Genomic DNA, 20,434 nt, shown 5'->3' on the forward strand with positions numbered 1-20,434 from the left:
TGCAGTGACAGGATGCTATGCAAGCAGAAACAAGTCGTATTGATGAGTTATTGGAGTGTCTGGTCTTCTTGACCCGTTTTTATGGTGTGCCCAACAGTCAGGATGCCCTGACGACCGGGTTGCCACTGGTCTCCGGACGCCTGACTACCGCACTCTTTTGCCGTGCTGCCGAGCGGGGCGGGTTATCCGCCCGTGAAGTGATCCAGCCACTGGCTGATATCTCTCCCTTGCTGCTGCCTTGTGTATTGCAGATGCGCAGTGGTGGCGCCTGTATATTGCTGGAGTGGAACGAAGATCGCAGCCAGGGGAAAGTGATTTTCCCGCAGGCCGGTGATGCCGCGCAATGGCTGACCGCAGCCCAGTTGGGTGATGAGTATCTGGGGCGCCTCTTCTATGTAAAGAAGCAGTTCAAGTTTGACGAACGCTCGCCCAAGGTGCTTGAAACCCGTGATGGACACTGGTTCTGGAGCACCTTGTTCGAATCCCGCGGCATCTATCGCGATGTGCTGATCGCCTCCATTCTGATCAACCTGTTTGCCATCGCCAGCCCTCTTTTCACCATGAACGTCTATGACAAGATTGTGCCCAATCTGGCGTTTGATTCGCTCTGGGTGCTGGCTGTCGGGGCCATGGTGGTCTTTACCTTCGATTTTGTGATGCGGCAGTTGCGCAGTTACTTTATCGACATTGCCGGTAAAAAGTCAGATGTGCTGCTGTCCGCCAAAATTTTCGCCAAGGTGATGGGTATGCGGATGGAATCTCGTCCCGCTTCCACCGGTGCTTTCGCCAAACATCTGCAGGAATTTGAGTCGGTGCGGGAGTTTTTCACCTCCGCAACGGTTTCTACTCTTATCGATCTCCCCTTTGCCGTCTTCTTTCTTTTTATTATCTGGATGTTTGCAGGCGTAATGGTGGTGGTTCCCATCGTCGCCATGCTGATCCTCATCGCCTACAGCTTCTATATTCAGGAGCCTCTCAAGCAGTCCATCGAAGAGGGGTCGCGCCTTGCGTCCCAGAAGAACGCCAACCTGATTGAAAGTATTTCCGGGCTGGAAACCGTCAAGATTTTCGGCGCCGAGAGTATGTTCCAGCATCGCTGGGAACAGGCCGTTTCCCATATTTCCACCTGGGGCGTACAGACCCGCCGCATTACCAACTCCATGTCCTCGCTGGCCAGTTATATCCAGCAGGTGGTGACGGTCGGTCTGGTAATCGTCGGTGTTTACCAGATCTCCGAAGGTTTGGTCACCATGGGGGGGATGATTGCCGCCGTGATGCTATCCAGCCGCGCCATTGCGCCCATGGTGCAACTCTCCGTGTTGTCGACCCGTTATAACCAGGCCAAGTCAGCACTGGATATTCTGGAAAAAATCATGCAAACCCCGGGGGAGCAGGAGGAGGGCAAGCAATATATCCATCATCCGGTGATTGCCGGTCGAATTGAATTCGAGAATGTCTCCTTCAAATATCCCGGCATGGAAACCAGCACCCTGCACAATATCAATTTGCGCATTCAGCCGGGCGAAAAGGTGGCGATTATCGGCCGGATTGGGGCGGGTAAAACGACCCTGGAGAAGCTGTTGATGGGACTGTATCGACCGACCGATGGTTCGGTACGTATCGATGGTTTTGAACTTGATCAACTGCCGCCTGCGGTGATCCGCCGCAATATTGGTTGTGTCCCGCAAGATGTCATTCTTTTCTTTGGCTCGGTGCGGGACAACATCATGCTGGGTAATCCGCTGGTGGATGATGTGAGAGTCTTGCGCGCCGCCAAGCGGGCGGGTGTCACCAACTTTACCAACCGGGATCCCAATGGGCTGGATCGGCAGATAGGCGAGGGTGGCCGTCAGCTCTCCGGTGGCCAGCGTCAGTCGATCCTGCTGGCACGTGCCCTGCTCAATGATCCCCCCATTCTGGTGATGGATGAGCCGACCTCCAACATGGACAACCAGTCCGAGATGCAGGTTAAGCAAGAGCTCGCCAGACTGGGCCCGGAAACCACATTGATCCTCATCACTCACAAAACCTCGATGCTGGATGTGGCATCGCGAGTGATCGTTATCGAGCAGGGGCAGATCGTTGCTGATGGCCCCAAAGAGGTGGTGTTGCAGCAGTTGAAGGAAGGCAAGGTGCGTGTGCAGGAGGTGTCCCATGGTTAAGGGGCTCATGGACTGGTTCAAGCGCAGCAAAAAGACGCCTTCCGGCGAGGTATTGCCAGCACCCGAGCATCTGGAGTTTGTCGATGACGGCGCGGCAGCTGTACTGCTGACCACGCCGACCGGAGCTCGTATCCTGCTATGGTGCTGTTTCCTCTTTTTCATGAGTGCCATCGTCTGGGCGGCCTGGGCCGAACTGGATGAAGTCACCGTGGGTCAGGGCAAAGTTATTCCATCCCGTCAGCTGCAGGTGATCCAGAACCTGGAAGGGGGGATCGTCAAAGAGATATTCGTCAAAGAGGGGGATATCGTTGAAAAGGGGCAGCCGCTGCTGCGCATTGATGACACCCGTTTCCGCTCCGACTTTAGAGAACGGGAGCAAGAGGTGGTCACCCTCAAGGGGGATGTGGCCCGTCTGCGCGCTGAGATGGCCAGCGTCGAGGTGAAAAACGACCCGGCACTGGGGTGGCGTGAGCAGGTTGTGGTAGGAGAAGCGCCAATCCAGTTCCCCGATGGTTATGAAACCGTCTTTGCCGAATACGCACACCGTGAGCGGTCTGTACAGCGGGATCGCCTCAATAACCTGAAGAACCAGCTCTATATTCTTGGTCAGCAAATCGAACAGAAAGAGCAGGAGCTGATTGAACTGAATGCCAAAATTCGCACCGTGAATCGCAGTGTGGATCTGGCCAGACAGGAACTGAATATTAGCCGTCCGTTGGCTAAAGAGGGTATAGTGCCTCAAGTGGAGCTAATCAAGCTTGAGCGGCAGGTCAACGAGATGCAGGGGGAGCTGGAGAGCAACCGTCTGCTGATACCAAAACTCAATTCGGTACTGCGTGAGACCATCTCCAAGCGTAATGATATTGCGCTGAAGTTCAGAGCAGACTCCCAGACTGAACTGAATGAGAAACAGGGGCGGCTTGGCCAGTTGTCAGAAGGGCAGGTTGGCTTGCGAGACAGGGTTGACCGGACCAGCGTGATTGCTCCGCTCAAGGGCACCATCAAGAAACTCAAGATCAACACCTTGGGCGGCGTGGTTCAGCCCGGCATGGATTTGATGGAGATTGTGCCGTTGGAGGATACCTTGCTGGTAGAAGCCAAGGTGTCACCGAAAGATATCGCCTTCCTGCGACCGGGGCTGGATGCCATCGTCAAAATCACTGCCTACGACTTTACAATCTATGGAGGATTGCATGGCAAGGTTGAACAGATAAGTGCTGATTCGATCCAGGATGAGGAGGGGAACTCCTTTTATCTGGTTCGGGTTCGAACAGAGAAGAGTTACTTGGGCGATGAGCTTAACGCACTTCCCATCATCCCCGGTATGTTAGCCAGTGCTGATATCATTACTGGTAAAAAAAGTGTCCTAGACTATTTGCTTAAGCCGATTTTACGGGCAAAGCAGTCGGCACTGAGAGAACGATAAGCCAACAATCTAAAAACAAAACATGACTGGAGATAACATGAAAAAAACGATTGTTGCCATGCTGGTCAGTGGCTGCATCCTGATCCCGAGTTTGGGTCAGGCCCAGACTCTGGAAGAGTCGGTGGCACAGACACTTGCTACGCATCCCAAGATAAAGGAAGCGTTTGATCTGTATCAGGCACGACTCTATCAGCATGATGGAGCCAAGGGTGGCTATTATCCTACGATCGATCTGCGTGGCGGCGTAGGCTATGAAAAAACTGACAGCCCTTCTACCCGCGCTGCCAGCGCCAACAGCAATATTGATGATTCCATGACTCGCAAAGAGGCTGGACTCAGTCTGCGGCAAATGTTGTTTGATGGCTTTGATGTCAGCAACAACGTCTCCAGAACCGAAGCTGAAGCCAATGCCCAGCGTCTGGCGATGATCTCCGAAGCTGAAAATACCGCGCTGCGAGTAGCTGAGGTCTACCTCAATATGCTGCGTCAGCAGGAGATTTTGGAACTCTCCAAACAGAACCTGGAAACCCACGAACAAATCCGCAGCGACATCAGCAAGCGGACTGATTCAGGGCTTGGTTCTACTGCGGATCAGACCCAGATTGAAGGTCGTGTTGCCCGGGCCTATTCAAATCAGGCCGCTGCTGAAAACAACTATCGCGACGCAGAGAGTGAATTTATTCGTGTCGTGAACGAGGTTCCCAAAGATCTGGTACAGCCGGTTCCCAATACCGAGCTTATCCCGACCAGCCTCGATAGTGCGCTGAAAACAGCGACCGAAGTCCACCCGACTTTGCTCTCTTCCCTGCAGGATATCGAAGCGGCCAAGTATCAACATGAAGGTGCCAAATCCGGTTTCTACCCCAATGTGACATTCGAGGTCGATCAGAACTGGAATGAGGATATCGATGCGGTCAAAGGGCGCAACGATGATCTGACCGCCATGGTGCGGATGCGTTACAACCTGTTCCGTGGCGGTTCTGATGTGGCAGAGAGCAATGCAACATCGGCGCTCTACTCTCAGGCGAAAGACATTCATTTGAATGCGTTCCGCCAGGTGGAGGAAGGCACTCGTCTGGCCTGGAACGCGAAAGAGTCGCTGGCCAAGCAGAAGACCTTCCTGAAAGAGCATGTTGACGCCAGCTATGACACCGTACAGGCATACAAGAAGCAGTTTGGGTTGGGTCAACGGACATTGCTGGACGTATTGAACACCGAGAACGAACTGTTTGAGGCGCGTCGCAGCTATATCACTGCCGAGTATGATGCACTGCTGGCGGACTATCGCATTCTCAACGCGACAGGCAGCCTGCTCAATGCATTTAGCGTCAAACAACCCGCTGAATGGCAGGCCAGGCAATAACCGTTTGCCCATGATCCCGCTGGGATCATGAACGCCAATATGGTGACTGCTGCTGGCAGTCACCATGTTTGGCTAAAGCAGATGGTTGCACGGGCTTTGAGGAGTGCAGCAGCAATAATGCAGCAGGAATATGAAGTGACACTCCAGCGTGGTACCGGTAGCAGATGGTGTTATCTTCTCAATGAATGGAGATACCGATCGCTACGCGCTTTGCGCCACTCCTTATGGATCCTGCTGTTACCCTTCTCACTTCTGCTCTGTGCCAGTCAGCCTCTGCCACAGGAAGATCTCAACTTGATCAAACGGGCGGAGCAGACCTATGGCGCCAGAGCCGGCAAGCGCGTAACCAGTTGGCGTATGTTGGTCATGGAGACGAAGGGCAGGGCCCTGAGCGAAGAAAAAAAGCTTGAGCGGGTTAATAATTTTTTCAATCGGATGCGTTTTATTGACGATATCAAGTTATGGCGCAAAAAGGATTATTGGGCAACCCCGCTGGAATTTTTGGGGGCCGCCGGGGGAGACTGTGAAGATTTCAGTATCGCCAAATACTCTACGCTGCTCGAGCTTGGGATCCCGGATGATAAAATGCGGATGGTGTACGTAAAGGCTCTTGATTACAACCAGTTTCACATGGTGGTGGCATATTATGAGACACCCTCTTCCGTTCCGGTTATTTTGGATAATTTGATAGGCTCGATTCGCCCTGCCACACAGCGGCGTGATCTGGTGCCTATTTACAGTTTTAACGGTAGTCACTTGTGGTTGATGAAGGCACGAGGCCAAGGGGAACTGGCTGGTCAATCATCCCGCTTGGGATTATGGAATGATTTACGCAATCGCATGACCTCGGGGCGATTGGCTCGGCCAGTGGTGAATTTGGATGATTAACCTATGACGCTCTATCGACAGTTATTAGCCACCATGCTGCTGCTGTTTGGATTGTTATTTGCGGCCACATACTGGGTGCAATTCAATTCAACCCGCACTTATCTGGCGCAGCAACAGGAAACAACGGTCATCAATACGGCAACCTCGCTGGGGCTTGCGCTCACCCCCTATCTGGAAAACGGTGACAAGGTCGGTGCCGAGTCGGTGATCCAGGCTATTTTTGATGGCGGCTATTATCGACTGGTTCGCCTTGATCTGCTGGCCTCAAAGGATGTCATCGAGCAGGAAAATACCAACAATATTCAGGGGGTACCGCGGTGGTTTGTAAATTTGGGACTGTTTCCTGAGGTATCCAACGAGTCAATTCTGACATCTGGCTGGTTGCAGCTTGGAAAATTAAAAGTAGTGGGTCACCCCGGCCAGGCTTATTACGAGTTGTGGCGGGGGATGAGTGAGCTGGCGAGCTGGTTTCTGGTCGGCTTTTTGAGCACCACCATTTTGTTGATGAGAGCACTCAACTACTTGCTCAAGCCACTCAAACAGATCTGTGATCAAGCCGTCGAGATCGAGCTGCACCATTTCGGTCATACGATCCCGGAGCCTAAAACCCATGAATTGAAGCAGGTCGTTCAGGCGATCAACACCCTCTCAAGCAAGTTGGCGTTGCAATTTAAAGAGCAAGCCGATGAGGCCGAGAAATTGCGTGAGCGGGTTTATGTCGATGCCGTGTCGGGGCTTGGCAACCGAGCCTATTTTGTGGGTCAGGTAAACGCATGGATAGCGGAGGCTGGCCAAGGTGGCGTCATGCTGGTTGCGGTCGACATGCTGGATGATATCTATCGCGATGAAGGCTTTGCTGCCCGTGACAACATGGTCAAATCGATAGCTCAGGCTTTGAAAGAGCAATTAAAAGGGTGGGATGGCGCAGCCTTGGCACGGATCTCCGCGACGGAATATGCGCTGCTCTGTCCAACTGACGATCTGACTCAGCTAAAAGAGTTGGCTGAAGTGATTAATAGCCGCATTGCCGATCTGGTGGTGAATCCAATGGGCGAAGGGGATGCGCTCTCCGTCATCGGTATTGCCGGTCGTGATGGCAATGATGATCTCTCTGCCTTGTTGACCAAAGCCGATAATGCGCTTGGCAAGGCGCGCAATGAACGCCGTGGTGCTGTGGTGATGGAAGGGGGGACCGAGCAAGGTTTGATGGGGCGTTTGGCCTGGCGAGATCTGGTACAAGATGCAATTTCACGACAACTTTGGCGCTTCAAAGCACAACCAGCTTGCCGGTTTGATAATGGAGCAAGGTTGCATGCCGAGCTGTTTGCTTCTATCTCTCGGGATGGCACAGATTATTTTGCAGGTCAGTTCTTGCCCGCGATTGAACAGTTCAAATTGGGTGGCGAGTTTGACCAGGCGGTGCTTGATGCTTGCGTTCCATTACTGCAAAAACAGTCTGATCTGGTACTGGCGATCAACATCACTGCTGGCTCGCTCTGCTCGGATGAATTTTTAACCTGGCTGACGCGCTATCTGACCGAGCATGTTGAGCTGAAAGAGCGGTTGTTATTTGAAATACCTGAAGCTGCCATCATGAAACATAAAGACAACGTGGCTGCGTTGGTGGGCACCTTGCAAGCTCATGGTTTCCAGTGGGGGGTTGACCACTATGGTCGTCACTTCCAGTCTCTGGGCTATCTGGAGGAGTTGTCGCCGGCTTATGTCAAGGTTGATCACGGTTATACCAGTCAGGTCATGGAGCCGGGGGCTGACACCTCATTCCTGGCTGCAGTGTGTCGCGCTGCGCACAATGCCGGTGTGACGACTATTGCAACCCGAGTCGAAGATCAACATCAAGTGGAACTGCTTTCCAAGTTGCATATCGATGGTTACCAGGGATTTGTTCACCCTGCCTTCCCATTGTCTTGAATTAAATGCTGGAAATGGCCCCGATAGGGTAATGCCGATCAGTTAGGGATCCATTGACCGATCCTTCTGTTGTGTGAAAATCCGAAACCTGTTGATTGGTTTCGGATTTTTTATGCGTATCGCTCACGCTCTCGACTTCCTACACGCCAGCAAGGCCGCTCAGTTTGAGTCACTCTCTGACCTCATTGCTCCCGAGCTCATCACAACGCTGCTCGCCGAAGAGGATGTCGTGACCCTGCGTCGCCGCCGTATGCCCATGGAGCGTCTGGTCTGGGCCATCATCGGCATGGCTATCTTCCGCCACGTCCCGATGACCCAGCTCGTCAATCAGCTCGATATCCTGTTGCCCGGCGACCGCCCCTTCGTTGCCCCCAGCGCCTTCCTGCAAGCTCGCCAAAAACTGGGGGGCAAGAGCATCGAACGCCTGTTTCACGAGACCGCTTCGCGCTGGCACCAGCAGGCCAATCATCCCGGCTGGGCCGGGCTGCAACTGCTCGCCGTCGATGGCGTGATGTGGCGCACACCCGATACCCCGGACAATGCCGCTGCCTTTGCCAAACCTGGCACCCAGCATGGCGAGACCATCTATCCGCAGGTGCGCATGCTCTGTCAGATGGAGCTGACCAGCCACCTGCTCACACAGGCCGTCATGGAGAGCTGCGCCGTCAACGAGATGGTGTTGGCCGAGCGGCTGGTCGCGCGCACGCCGGACCACTCGCTGACCCTGTTCGACAAGGGGTTTCACTCTCTCAGTCTGCTCCACGCCTGGCAAACCACTGGCAGCGAGCGGCACTGGCTGCTGCCACTCAAAAAGGGCACGCAATACGAGGTGGTGCGCAAGCTGGGGCGTCAGGATGTGCTGGTGCGTCTCAAAACCAGTCCACAGGCGAGGAAGAAGTGGCCGCACCTGCCGGATACAGTGGAAGCCCGCCGGCTGACCCTGTGCAGCAAGAAGGCAGCGGGGGTACGACAAGAGCTGTGGGGCGTGCTGCTGGCGTACAACCTGTTGAGTAGCCAGATGGTAAAGATGGCAGCGAGTCTGAAGGGATACACGGCGAGCCAGCTGAGTTTTCACATGGCATCAGTGTACCTCATCCATGAACTGAGCTGCATGCCGTACCTGTCACCGGGGAGTATCCCGAAGCGGGTGGCTGACCTGGAGAAACAAGCGGGCCAGTTTGTGCTGCCGGAACGAAGGGAGCGGAGTTACCCCCGCTGCGTGAAGCCAAGACCACAAAAGTATGCAGTGCAAAAAGCCAATAAAAACAATGCCAGTCAGGCTTAACTGACTGGCATTAGCCATAATGGCCCCCTTTGTTATTTGTCTGTCGCGACCTATTTCGGCTGCTGTTCGGCCCCCGACAGCTCGATCTGCACATTAACCCCTTCGCTCTTGAGCTTGGTGGCGATGGCGTTGAGATCGGTGCCCGATTTGGCCTCCAGCAGGGCGATACCACCACTGCTCTGTTTGAAGTTCAGGCCGTGGCTAGTCGCCAGCGCCTTGGCGCTGGTATCGTCAGCTTCCACCAGCAGGGTGCCGCTTACAGTCAGCTCGGGGCTGGCGGCCCCTTGCATCAACACGTCACCGCGGCACAGGGTCTGTTGCGGGACCTTGCTGTCAAGGCTACGGGCGACCCGCTTCTTGCTGCCGTTGTCGGGAATGAGGTAGGTCTGGCCGTTCACCTCTATGGTGCTGTACTGCTTGCCATCCATGGTGACGGACTCCTGGGCGCAGAGCTGTCCCGAGAGGGGGGCCAGCAGGGTTGCCAGAAGCAAGGTAACAGGTTTGTTCATGGTAATACTCCTAGCGTGTTAGCTGCGGTTGGCATCGTGACCCAGGACCCGCAGGGACCATGAGATCAGCTTGCCCGGTTGGCGATTGTTGCGCTCGGTCAGGGTGGTACGCTCACGGGTCTCGCGATTGAGCAGAGAGACCTGACGGGTACTGTTGGCAACATCGGTTACTTCCAGTCGCCACTGGCCTTCGGCCGATTCACCGTAAAACTTGTTGGACAGCATCCGCATGTCGCGCAATCCCTTGGTTCCCACAAAGCCCAGTTGCTGCTGGTCGAGAGATTGGCCGACCAAGCTGTTGAAGGGGCTCAGCAGGATGCTGCGGGTGCCGGCGGGGGAGACCAGTTCGATCAGCAGATCGGGCAGACGCTGATGATCCAGACTCACCATCACCTGAACCGCTTCTATCGTCAATGGTGTCGCGATGCGGGTTGTCGAGCTGGTTGGGCTGTTGCCCACATCCGGGATGGCGGCGGCACTGCCAGTGACATTGATCTTCTGCCATGGCAGTTGCACCAGCGGGGGCAGGGGCTGGTGATTGGCTGCCAGCTCAAGGGCCTTGTTGACGTCGATCAGACCAAAACCGTAAGTCGGGCTGAACCACATGCCAGCGGCATTGCGCTCCCACCCTTCCAGCCCTTTCACATCACGCACCTTGCCGGTGCTGCTGGTGTAGCTGACCATCACAGGTTTCTGTGTGGCATCGACCCGGGTTGCGCTGCGCGCCAGCAGGTCTCGCAGGTCACGTACCGACAGATCCGGGTAGGCGGACATCAGCAGCGCCATGGCGCCGGAAGTGCTGGGGGTGGCGGAGGAGGTGCCGTTCATCACACCGTTGTAGTCGCAGCTGGCATCCAGTTGCGGGTTGCCGTGCAGCCGGTTGGTGCTGGGATCGTCGGTGCGGTTGTAACCCATGTCGCAGCCGGGCAGATCCGTGGTCACCATCGCCGGAGCGTCGGTACCGTACTCGCCGCCGGTCGCGCTCAGGAAGATGTTGCTGCCGACGCTGGAGTAGGAGGATCTGACGCCATCGGCGTTGAGCGCGCTCACCACCAGGTTCCAGAAGTTGCTGTTGGAGGGATCGAGGTTGCTGTTTTCAAACGGCAATTTGGGACCATTGCCGGTGCGGTTAAGCACATAGCCGCCCGCCGCTATCTTGTTGAAGCCGTTGCCGGCGGCCTTGATATAAGCCGCACCCTGCGCCTTGAGGGTCTGCTGTTCAAACAGGCGATCAAGCTGGGATTGATCCAGAGAGTTGGCTGAGCGGGGATCCACCACACTCATGCCGTAGCTCTGGTTGAACACCCGGTTGTCGCGGCTGGCATCGCTGTCGCCAAGGGCGTAGAGCCAATCTTTCTGCAACTGCTGGCTGTTGTCATCCAGCAGGTTGAACCCCTGCAGCTGGGCTCGCGGGGCAATTCCCTTGGTACCGATGGCGTTGTCTACCGCCGCAATAATGCCGGAGACCGAGGTGCCGTGGGCCGTATCCGGATCGGTCGGTGTCGGGTCATCGCTGCCGGTTACCACGTTTTTCGAACCCGGACGCACGTTCTCCGCCAGATCCGGGTGGGCGATGGCCAGACCATCATCCACCACGGCCACATTGACTCCCTGGCCCAGCACGCCGGTGCGATGAGCCCACCAGAGGTTGAGATCATTGCCCGCTATACCGCCACGGGCGCTGAATCCATCCTGGCCGCTGTTGAGCAGATACCACTGCTGATCCTGCAGGGGATTGGCACCTGGCAGGCAGCGCTCGGTGCTGCTGCGTCCGATATCCATGCCGCTCTCCTTGCCGGTGAGCGGCGCACAACCTTCATTTGCCTGAACGAGCGCACTGGGCAGGGTCGACAGCAGTGCTGTGATCGCTAGTGCTAACGATGTTTGCTTCATTATTTTTTTAACTCCATCTTGGATCGCACCATCCTGAGTGCGACGGAAATCTATACACGGGTGGTAGGGGTTCAAAAAGAGCCATTTTCAAAAAACGCAATGAGGTTCAAAGAAATCTGATCTGGTTTATGGTAGGTATTCCAATGACGCTGGCTATGTGTTCTATTGAGAATGGTTCTCACTGCTCACTACTGATCTTTTTATCTGTAATTCACTCTCTCGTGACTCTCCTTCGCCGCAGCCAACTCGATTCGGGGCAATCCCGAGGGGAGCTCGTGCGCTCTTGAACGTGAGTGGCATGGTTGTGTGTGCCAACGTGAGTGCAGCTATGCATTCGGGGGTGACAGCAAGGGTGATGAGGTGGAACCAGCGGTTTATTGCTTGGCGGCGGTGGATGGCTCTGTTATGGTAATTTGAATAGCCGTTTGGATGGCTAGATTGCTGCGGTTTGAGGGGCCTAATCTCTGAGAGCCACCCCGCCGCAGTCCCATAGCTTGATGCGTACCTGACAGGGAGTCCCTATGCCGTTTCGTTCCTTCTTATCTTCTCCTTTGACTGCTTCCTTGCGCGCCACTGCTGGCGCCAGCACCTTTATTGCCGCGATGGCGGTCGGGAGCCTCTCTTTTTCCGCGGTTGCCGCCGATGCGTCCTTGCCGACCAAACAGGAGATCGTGATTGGTACTACGGTGGGGGATTTTGCCGACATGGTGACCGACTCCATCAAGCCGCAGCTGGAGGCCAAGGGGTATAAGGTCAAGCTGGTGGAGTTCACCGACTATGTGACCCCCAATATTGCTCTGGCTGACGGATCACTGGATGTGAACTGCTTCCAGCACAAACCTTATCTGGAGAGTTTTGCCAAAGATCGCGGCTTGTCGCTGGCGCCCATTACCCAGGTGCCAACTGGCCCTATGGGGCTCTACTCCGGCAAGCTGGCGGCACTCGACAAGGTGAAAGAGGGGAGCTCGGTGGCCATCCCCAACGATCCCACCAATCAGGCGCGGGCTCTGCTGATGTTGCAGGATCTCGGTTGGCTGACCCTCAAGGAGGGGATCAACCCGCTCAAGGCGAGCGAGTTTGATGTGGTGAACAATCCGCACAATCTCAAGCTGGTACTGCTGGAAGCCGCGCAGTTGCCCCGCTCGCGGGAGGATGTGGACTTCTCGGTGATCAACGGTAATTTTGCCGCCTCCAGCGGAATCCCGTTCAGTGAAGGACTGTTTCTGGAGCGCAGCTACGATTTTATCAATTGGGTGGTGGTGAAAAGCGCAGATGCGGAGCAGCCGTTTGCCAAAGATGTGGCGGCGGCCTACAACTCGGCGGCTTTCAAAGCCTATGCAGCCAAGCGTTTCGTTGGCTACAAGTACCCGCAAGGGTGGGGTGGCTAACAGTCGTGAACGTGGCCCGGCTATACAACGAAAAACGCCCCGAATTCGGGGCGTTTTTTATGGTATCAAGCCATCAACGGGCGCTTCACTGGTTGCGATAGAAGCGGTTCAGCTCGTTCATCACCTGGATCATGGCGCCCATATCCGGGGTACCGTGCTTGATCGGGCGATAGCTGTTGCGCTCCAGCAGTTCGAAGTCACCCTGCTTGTTGAAGTGGGTGATGGTCTCCCCTTCATAGATGGCGAAGTCGTTCTGATCCCCAGCCAGCAGCCAGTTGCGCGGGCTGGTATCAAACAGCGAGCGGCCAATGCTGTAATCGCGCGCCGGATTGCGCACGCCCAGCATCCCCTGCATCAGGGTCGGCGCCAGATCGAAATGGCTGCTTGGTTGTTCCCGAACGTCACTGCCGCGCCCCGGCCAGGCCAGTACCAGCGGTACCTGCACCTGATAGGGTGAGTAGTTGCTGCCTGCGCCCCAGCTGTTGCTGCGGGTGTCGTTGAACTCCTGACCGTGGTTGGAGGTGATGACGACGATGGTGTTGCTGTCCATCCCCTGCGACTGCAATTTGGTCAGCATCTGCTCAAGCAACTGGTCGGTATAGAAGACCGAGTTCTTGTAGCGGTTTTCCAGTTTTTGCAGGTTCTCCGCCCGATAGGCGGTCGCCGGATTGAAGTTGGCAAGCTCCGGTTGGAACGGCCCCTTCATGGTGGCGGGCAATTGGTAGTCACCGGGGCTCGAGAGATAGACCAGCGAGAACCAGGGACGCTCGGGAGAGCGCTTCTCCAGCCACTGTTGCCAGTCGGTCAGCAGCTTGCCATCGTCACTCTGTTCGGAGACAAACACCTGTTTGCGCAGACCGGCGAGGATGCTCTTGCGATACTTCTGGGCATCTTCCATCGCGCCGAACAGCCCGAACTGGTAATCCTGGCGCAGCATCTCGTCGAACAGCACCGGCGGACGCTTGTCGCTGCTGATGTCCTTGTAGTAGTGACCGGGCAACCCGTAGAAGAGGCTGAACATGCCCATCAGGTCGTCGTTGCCGCCACTCAGGTGATTACGGAACGTCAGATGCTGATCCGCATAGCGCTGCAGATTGGGCATGTTGATGTTGTTGAGCATGTCAAAGCGCAATGAGTCGACCACCACAATCAGCAGATTGTTATGGGTCAGGGGCGCGTTGACGTTGAGCGGGCGCAGCGGATAGTGCATCCGGCTGTCGCTGTTATCCCCCTGGGAGGCCGCCTGCTTCTCGTACTGATCCAGATCCAGCCAGCCATGTTTGGCCAGGAAGGATCGGGCCGTCATAGGGTAGGAGAGGGGGAAGTTGGCTCTCTGCATGGTGATGGGCTGATAGAGGGTCGCATCCGCCCAGCTGTTGACCACGTGGGTCAGGATAAAGCAGACCAGCAGGGCCAGCCCTACCTGATTGCCGTACTGGCGGCGCTTGCGCTTGTTGATCTTGCGCCAGACATAGGCCGACAGCAGCAGTTGCAACAGGAATATGGTCGGCACGGCGACGAAGATGATGCTCCAGATCGAGCCCTCCTCGGTCTGCGCCTGATCCAGCAGCAACTGCCATACCTGACTGTTGAGGTGGAACTTGAACAGCCGGAATACCTGGGTGTCGATCAGCAGCAGCACCAGCGCCAGGGTGGCGATGATGGCGGAGATGAACCGCAACGACTTCTCCTTGGGCAGCACGAAGCTGAGCGGGAAGATCGTCAACAGGTAGGTGACAAAACTCAGAAACGAGAAGTGGCCAATCCAGCTTACAACGAGGTAGATCACGCCAAGCGTGGTCGATGGCCAGCTGATGGCTCCCAGATAACGGGTGGCGATGAGCATGGCCAGAATAATGTTGAAGAAGGAGAACCAATGCCCCCAGGTGATCAGGCGAGAGACATTATCACGATAGGGGTTACCGGTTTCGACCATAGTGATCCATCTGCGTTGAGAAACGTCAAATCAACAGAGTCGGGGACTCAGTGCGTGTCGTGGCGGTTATCGACCGATGCGGTCAGGGCCTGGACAAACTTTTCGGTGATGGCCTGACGCTGGGCCGGAGCCATACCGTTGATGATATTGGTAGTCAGGTTGCCGAGCACCATCAGACTGAGATCCACCGGCGCTTTATGCTTTTCCAGCGCGGTGATCAGGTCGTTCATCAGGGCGTCAAATTGCTCGTTATTGTACTTTGATACGATAGGCATAATCTTCAGTTCATCTCGGTTCAAAGCGCCTTATAATACTTCACCCTTTCGGCTAACACTATGGCTTTGTGACATGAGTCTCGATATCGACAAGATCATTCTTCACTCCTTGCGCCAGGGCGGCGATGGTCAACCCCACGCCGATACCCGCAGCCAGACCCTGCCCCCTGATGAGGCGGTACAGGGACTGATGGCGGAACTGCATCGGATCTACAACGGCAAGGGCGGCAAGGGCTTTGGCTTCTTTGCCGACCCCGAGGCCGCCGTCGCCGAGCTGGCCGACGGCATCGATGCTCCCAAGCAGCCTTCACCCGCATTTCGTATCGCCCTCGAACAGCTGCTCGACGAGCAGACCGAATTCGTCCCCTTCTCGGTCACCGTGACCCAGATGCTGGTCAAGCAGCTGGTGGAGCACGCCCTCGATGAGCAGGGGGTGCTGCTGTTTGCCAAATATAACTACGTCGGGGTCGATTATCTGCTGATTGCTCTGCTGGAGGGTAAGGAGAGCGTCACCGTCAGCGAAGCGCTGGAATTACGCCATATCCAGTATCTGGATATCGGCAAACTCAATCTGGTGGCCCGTATTGATTTGACCGAATGGAAAACCCAACCGGATTCGCGCCGCTATATCACCTTCAGCAAGGGGCGCATTGGTCGCAAACTGGGCGACTTCTTTATGGATCTGCTGGGTGCCCGCGAGGGCATGGATGCCAAGGTACAAAATAAAGGCTTGCTGCAGGCGGTCGAAGATTATTGCGACAGTCGTCAGCTCGAGCCGACCGAGCGCAATGACTATAAAAAGCAGGTCTTCAAATATTGCACCGAACAGGCGAGTGCCGGTGAAGAGATCGAAATCAAGGAGTTGTCTGCAGAATTGCCTAGCGACGGTGACCTCGATTTTTACAGCTTTATCGGTCAGGAGTATGAGCTGGAAGAGCGTTTCCCGGCGGATCGCTCTACCTTGCGTGGTTTGACCAAGTTTGTCGGCTCCGGTGGCGGCCTGACTCTGAGCTTTGAGCAGAAGCTGTTGAACAGCCGGATCTTTTACGATCCCCAGACCGACACCCTGACCATCAAGGGTGTGCCGCCCAATCTCAAGGATCAGCTGCTGCGCCAGTCGTAGTCATGCTCCCGAGTGTGATCAACTCGTCATTTCTCGCAAAAAGAGACTCCGCCCCGGCGGGGTCTCTTTTTTTATCGCGCCCGGGCAGACCTCGAAACTGGCGCGGTACTTTGTTAACAAATCAAACAAAATAAACCACCTGAAAGGGTTTTCATTGAGGTGAAAACCCTTTCATTCATGAAATTTTATTTCATTTTGGTAATTATTATTCTGTGGTTGTCTGGAATTAAGCCGATAAATGGCCGTAATTCCCTGAAATAAGAAAATGTTTTCAAAACTTTCTGGAAGGAAATACGTAATTGCATTTCAAAAATGCGAGTTGCGTCATGTGAGCCGTTTGCCGCTTGGGATAATATTCATCTCGCACACAATGCTCTTACAGCGCGGAACTAATACAAGGAAAGGCTCATGAAAAAGAAATTGCTGTCATCCCTGATCGGTCTGGCCACTCTTGGCGTCGCTTGCTCTGCTACTGCTGCCATCGATGAAGGCCAGCTGACCATCTGGATCAACGGTGACAAGGGATACAACGGTCTGGCTGAAGTGGGTAAGAAGTTTGAAGCAGAAACCGGCATCAAGGTTACTGTGGCTCACCCGGATCAGGTTGAAGTCAAATTCCAGCAAGCCGCCGCCACTGGCAACGGCCCGGACATCTTCTTCTGGGCTCACGACCGTTACGGTGAGTGGGTCAAAGCCGGTTTGCTGGTTCCGGTAACTCCGAACGCTGCCACCAAAGGCAAATTTGAACAGCTGGCATGGGATGCCATGACTGTTGATGGCAAAACCTATGGCTACCCGGTTGCCATGGAAGCTGTCAGCCTGATCTATAACAAAGACCTGCTGCCCGAGCCGCCGAAAACCTTCGAAGAGATCGCCAAGATTGACGAGACTCTGAAGAAAAACGGCAAGCGCGCCATCATGTGGGCTTATGACACCCCCTACTTCAGCTATCCGCTGGTGGCTGCCAACGGTGGTTACGCCTTCAAGAAAACCGCTACCGGTTATGACGTCAAAGATACCGGCGTGAACAACGCAGGTGCCAAGATGGGCGTGGGCTACATCTCCGAGATGATCAAGTCCGGTCACCTGGAAAAAGGCATCGACTACGGTGTGATGGACGCCAAGTTCAACAAGGGCGAAGTGGCCATGATGATCAACGGTCCCTGGGCCTGGAGCAACCTGGACAAGAGCGGCATCAAGTACGGCGTAGCGCCGCTGCCGACCCTGAACGGCAAGCCGGCCAAAGCCTTCGTTGGTGTACTGGGTGCCACCATCAACGCCGCCAGCCCGAACAAGGATCTGGCTATCGAGTTCCTGGAAAACTACCTGCTGACCGATGCCGGTCTGGCGCCGGTTAACGCCGACAAGCCGCTGGGTGCCGTTGCGCTGAAATCCTTCCAGAAGACCCTGGAATCCGATCCGCACATCAAGGCCACCATGCTGAACGCCCAGGCTGGCGAGCCGATGCCATCCGTTCCCGAGATGAGCCGTTTCTGGTCTTCCTTCGAAACTGCCCTCAAGAACGTGACCTCCGGTCGTCAGGGTGTTGACGAAGCTCTGGATACCGCTGCCAAGCGTATCGTTCAGTAAGCACGCACTACCCGGGAGGCCGTCATGGCCTCCCACTCTCTCAAATCTCTCTTGGCGTTATAAAGGTTAATTGGCATGGAAGTAGTACCTTCTGTTGAGTCCTATGCCGGTCCGAAGGATAAGCACACCTGGCTTAAGTGGACCATAGCGGCCCTGGTTGCCATCCTCAACGGCTACGCAGCCGTGATGATGTACGCCAGTGGCGAGTGGGTATTCGCGCTGCTGGATCTGGTGGTGGTTTCCGTCGGTCTGTATGTCTTCATGAACAAGAAGACCTATGCCCATCGCTACATCTTTCCGGGTGTTGCGGGCATGGTTGTGTTTATCATCTTCCCTCTTGCCTACACCATTGGCATTGCCTTCACCAACTATTCGGGGTCCAACTTGCTCTCCGTGGAGCAGGCGCGGGACTACCACCTGAAGAAAACCTACAAGGTGGCGGGCGGTGAATTCGATTTTACCCTGCTGGATGGCGACAACGGCCAGTTCCAGCTGCTGCTGACACAGGATGATCAATCCTTTATCAGCCAACCTGTTTCCCTGATGACCAACAAGGCCCGTGAGCTGGCGTCCCGCGAGGGCCGTGTGCAGAACACCCAGCAAGTGGTCGAACTGCAGCCCTTCACTGGCGAAGCGGCCAGCAAGGCCGCACCGATCCGCGCCATTGTTGAGCATCGTACTCACCTGAGTGACCTTGATCTGGTGCTGCCGGATGGCGGTACCCACCTGACCCTGAGCAGCCTGCGCAAGTTTGCCGCCCAGAAGCAGCACTACACCCGTCTGATGGATGGTGCCGTGCTCAAGTCCGGCGTGGTGATCAAAGACAGCAACCTGCTGCGTGATACCCAGAATGGCGAACTGATGCTGCCCAATGGCGAGACCGGCTTCTATCAGTACATCGACGAACAGGGTCAGTTTGTCGGCAAGGGGATTGCTCCGGGCTTTGTGGTGAGCGTCGGTTGGAAGAACTTCGCGCGCATCGTCACCGATCCGGGCATCCAGTCACCCTTCCTGCAGATCTTCATCTGGACCGTGATCTTCTCAACCTGTTCTGTCGCCTTCACCCTGGCCATCGGCATGGTGCTGGCCTGTCTGGTGCAGTGGGAAGAGCTCAAGGGGCGCGGTTTCTATCGGGTCATGTTGATCCTGCCCTATGCGATCCCGGCGTTTATCTCCATCCTGGTGTTCAAGGGGTTGTTCAACCAGAACTTCGGTGAGATCAACATGTTCCTGGAAGCGGCGTTTGGCATCAAACCGGACTGGTATACCAACCCCTTCCTGGCCAAGGTGATGATCCTGATAGTCAACACCTGGCTCGGCTACCCCTACATGATGATCCTCTGCATGGGCCTGCTCAAAGCCATTCCGGAAGATCTCTATGAAGCGTCAGCCATGGACGGTGCCGGTCCGGTGCAGAACTTCTTCAAGATCACCGTGCCGCTGCTGATGAAGCCGCTGACACCGCTGTTGATTGCCTCGTTTGCCTTCAACTTCAACAACTTCGTGCTTATCCAGTTGTTGACCAACGGTGCGCCCGACATCATCGGCGCCAGCACCCCGGCCGGTACCACCGACTTGCTGGTGAGTTATACCTACCGGATTGCGTTCCAGGGATCGGGTGGTCAGGACTACGGTCTGGCCAGTGCCATCGCCACAGCTATCTTCCTCATCGTAGGTGCGCTGGCGCTGCTCAACCTGAAATTGTCCAAAGCCGACAAGCAGCTGTAAGGAGGCTTCAACATGGCAATCGTACAACCCAAATCAGTCAAATACCGGGTGTGGGCAACCCACCTGGTCATGTGGGGCTTCCTGGCGCTGATCATCTTCCCGTTGATCATGGTTATCGCCATCTCGTTCCGTAACGGTAACTTCGCGGTAGGGGAGATCATCCCCTCCAATCCGACGCTGGATCACTGGAAGCTGGCGCTGGGCATGTCCATCACCAACGCCGACGGCAGCATCACGCCGCCGCCGTTCCCGGTGCTGACCTGGTTGTGGAACTCCATCAAGATCGCCGGCATCACTGCCCTGATGATCGTGACGCTCTCCACCACTTGTGCTTACGCCTTTGCCCGCCTGCGTTTTCGTGGCAAGTCCACCATCCTGCAGGGCATGCTGATTTTCCAGATGTTCCCGGCGGTGCTGGCACTGGTAGCCATCTACGCGCTCTTTAACAAGATTGGTGACTACATCCCCTGGCTCGGTCTCAACACCCACGGTGGCCTGATCCTGGCGTACATGGGGGGGATTGCCCTCCACGTCTGGACCATCAAGGGCTACTTCGAGACCATCGACTCCTCCCTGGAGGAGGCGGCGGCCATCGACGGTGCGACCCCGTGGCAGGCATTCCGTCTGATCCTGTTGCCCCTGTCGGTGCCCATCCTGGCGGTAGTATTTATTCTGGCCTTTATCGGTTCCATTACCGAGGTGCCCATGGCCTCCATCCTGCTGCAGGATGTGAACAATCTGACCCTGGCGGTCGGGGCCCAGCAGTACCTCTATCCGCAGAACTATCTGTGGGGTGATTTCGCGGCGGCCGCAGTGCTCTCCGGTTTCCCCATCACAGTGGTGTTCCTGCTGGCACAGCGCTGGTTGGTTGGCGGTCTGACTGCTGGTGGTGTGAAAGGTTAAGTTTATGGCCGGGGGAGCTGACTCCCCCCGCTATCA

Annotated in this window: 15 protein-coding genes; 11 read left to right on the forward strand and 4 right to left on the reverse strand. The window is 55.6% G+C overall.

Translation table 11 applies throughout. The features are described 5' to 3' along the window. The first annotated feature begins 17 nt into the window (after positions 1-17). The 6 genes from ACB042_RS02025 to ACB042_RS02050 all read left to right on the forward strand — a co-directional run bounded on the left by ACB042_RS02025 (position 18) and on the right by ACB042_RS02050 (position 9,053). A complete protein-coding gene (locus ACB042_RS02025) occupies positions 18-2,162 on the forward strand; it encodes a type I secretion system permease/ATPase (protein WP_005350980.1) in 2,145 nt (714 codons plus the stop codon). Beyond that, complete coding sequence (locus ACB042_RS02030) at positions 2,155-3,588, forward strand: HlyD family type I secretion periplasmic adaptor subunit (protein ID WP_005350982.1); 1,434 nt, start codon at positions 2,155-2,157, stop codon at positions 3,586-3,588. The genes ACB042_RS02025 and ACB042_RS02030 overlap by 8 nt, the downstream gene beginning before the upstream one ends. A 37-nt stretch (positions 3,589-3,625) precedes the next feature. After that, entirely contained in the window at positions 3,626-4,951 is a 1,326-nt protein-coding gene (locus tag ACB042_RS02035; RefSeq protein ID WP_005359768.1) for a TolC family outer membrane protein, read from the forward strand. A gap of 135 nt (positions 4,952-5,086) precedes the next feature. Further along, complete coding sequence (locus ACB042_RS02040) at positions 5,087-5,839, forward strand: transglutaminase-like cysteine peptidase (RefSeq protein ID WP_005350994.1); 753 nt, start codon at positions 5,087-5,089, stop codon at positions 5,837-5,839. A 3-nt stretch (positions 5,840-5,842) separates the two neighbouring features. Next, a complete protein-coding gene (locus ACB042_RS02045) occupies positions 5,843-7,768 on the forward strand; it encodes an EAL domain-containing protein (protein WP_144712621.1) in 1,926 nt (641 codons plus the stop codon). Between the two features lie 112 nt (positions 7,769-7,880). After that, positions 7,881-9,053: an IS4 family transposase gene (locus ACB042_RS02050; protein WP_144712623.1), complete on the forward strand. Its 1,173-nt coding sequence runs from the start codon at positions 7,881-7,883 to the stop codon at positions 9,051-9,053. A gap of 50 nt (positions 9,054-9,103) precedes the next feature. Here ACB042_RS02050 and ACB042_RS02055 read toward each other — a convergent pair whose 3' ends face one another. Then, positions 9,104-9,562, reverse strand: coding sequence for a hypothetical protein (locus ACB042_RS02055; protein WP_371177673.1), 459 nt, complete (start codon positions 9,560-9,562; stop codon positions 9,104-9,106). 18 nt (positions 9,563-9,580) lie between these two features. Next, entirely contained in the window at positions 9,581-11,455 is a 1,875-nt protein-coding gene (locus tag ACB042_RS02060) for a S8 family serine peptidase (RefSeq protein WP_371177674.1), read from the reverse strand. 602 nt (positions 11,456-12,057) lie between these two features. Here ACB042_RS02060 and ACB042_RS02065 point away from each other — a divergent pair. Then, complete coding sequence (locus ACB042_RS02065) at positions 12,058-12,843, forward strand: MetQ/NlpA family ABC transporter substrate-binding protein (RefSeq protein WP_144713240.1); 786 nt, start codon at positions 12,058-12,060, stop codon at positions 12,841-12,843. A gap of 85 nt (positions 12,844-12,928) precedes the next feature. Here the strand turns inward: ACB042_RS02065 and ACB042_RS02070 are convergent, their stop codons facing one another. Beyond that, entirely contained in the window at positions 12,929-14,779 is a 1,851-nt protein-coding gene (locus ACB042_RS02070; RefSeq protein ID WP_144712629.1) for a DUF3413 domain-containing protein, read from the reverse strand. 47 nt (positions 14,780-14,826) lie between these two features. Next, a complete protein-coding gene (locus ACB042_RS02075) occupies positions 14,827-15,054 on the reverse strand; it encodes a YejL family protein (RefSeq protein ID WP_005344699.1) in 228 nt (75 codons plus the stop codon). Between the two features lie 73 nt (positions 15,055-15,127). Between ACB042_RS02075 and yejK the strand changes: the two genes are divergently transcribed. The 4 genes from yejK to malG all read left to right on the forward strand — a co-directional run bounded on the left by yejK (position 15,128) and on the right by malG (position 20,398). After that, entirely contained in the window at positions 15,128-16,177 is a 1,050-nt protein-coding gene (gene yejK / locus ACB042_RS02080; protein WP_371177675.1) for a nucleoid-associated protein YejK, read from the forward strand. Between the two features lie 408 nt (positions 16,178-16,585). Continuing rightward, on the forward strand, positions 16,586-17,767 hold the full coding sequence (gene malE, locus ACB042_RS02085; RefSeq protein WP_005333871.1) for a maltose/maltodextrin ABC transporter substrate-binding protein MalE: 1,182 nt from the start codon (positions 16,586-16,588) through the stop codon (positions 17,765-17,767). A 75-nt stretch (positions 17,768-17,842) separates the two neighbouring features. Continuing rightward, positions 17,843-19,495 (forward strand): maltose ABC transporter permease MalF, encoded by a 1,653-nt coding sequence (gene malF, locus ACB042_RS02090; protein ID WP_064341998.1) that lies wholly within the window; start codon positions 17,843-17,845, stop codon positions 19,493-19,495. 12 nt (positions 19,496-19,507) lie between these two features. Continuing rightward, the gene (gene malG, locus ACB042_RS02095; RefSeq protein ID WP_005333868.1) at positions 19,508-20,398 is read left to right on the forward strand and encodes a maltose ABC transporter permease MalG; all 891 of its coding nucleotides are present in this window, start codon (positions 19,508-19,510) and stop codon (positions 20,396-20,398) included. The last annotated feature ends 36 nt before the right edge of the window (positions 20,399-20,434 follow it).

Source organism: Aeromonas sp. S13(2024), assembly GCF_041402405.1.
GTDB classification, from domain to species: domain Bacteria; phylum Pseudomonadota; class Gammaproteobacteria; order Enterobacterales; family Aeromonadaceae; genus Aeromonas; species Aeromonas veronii.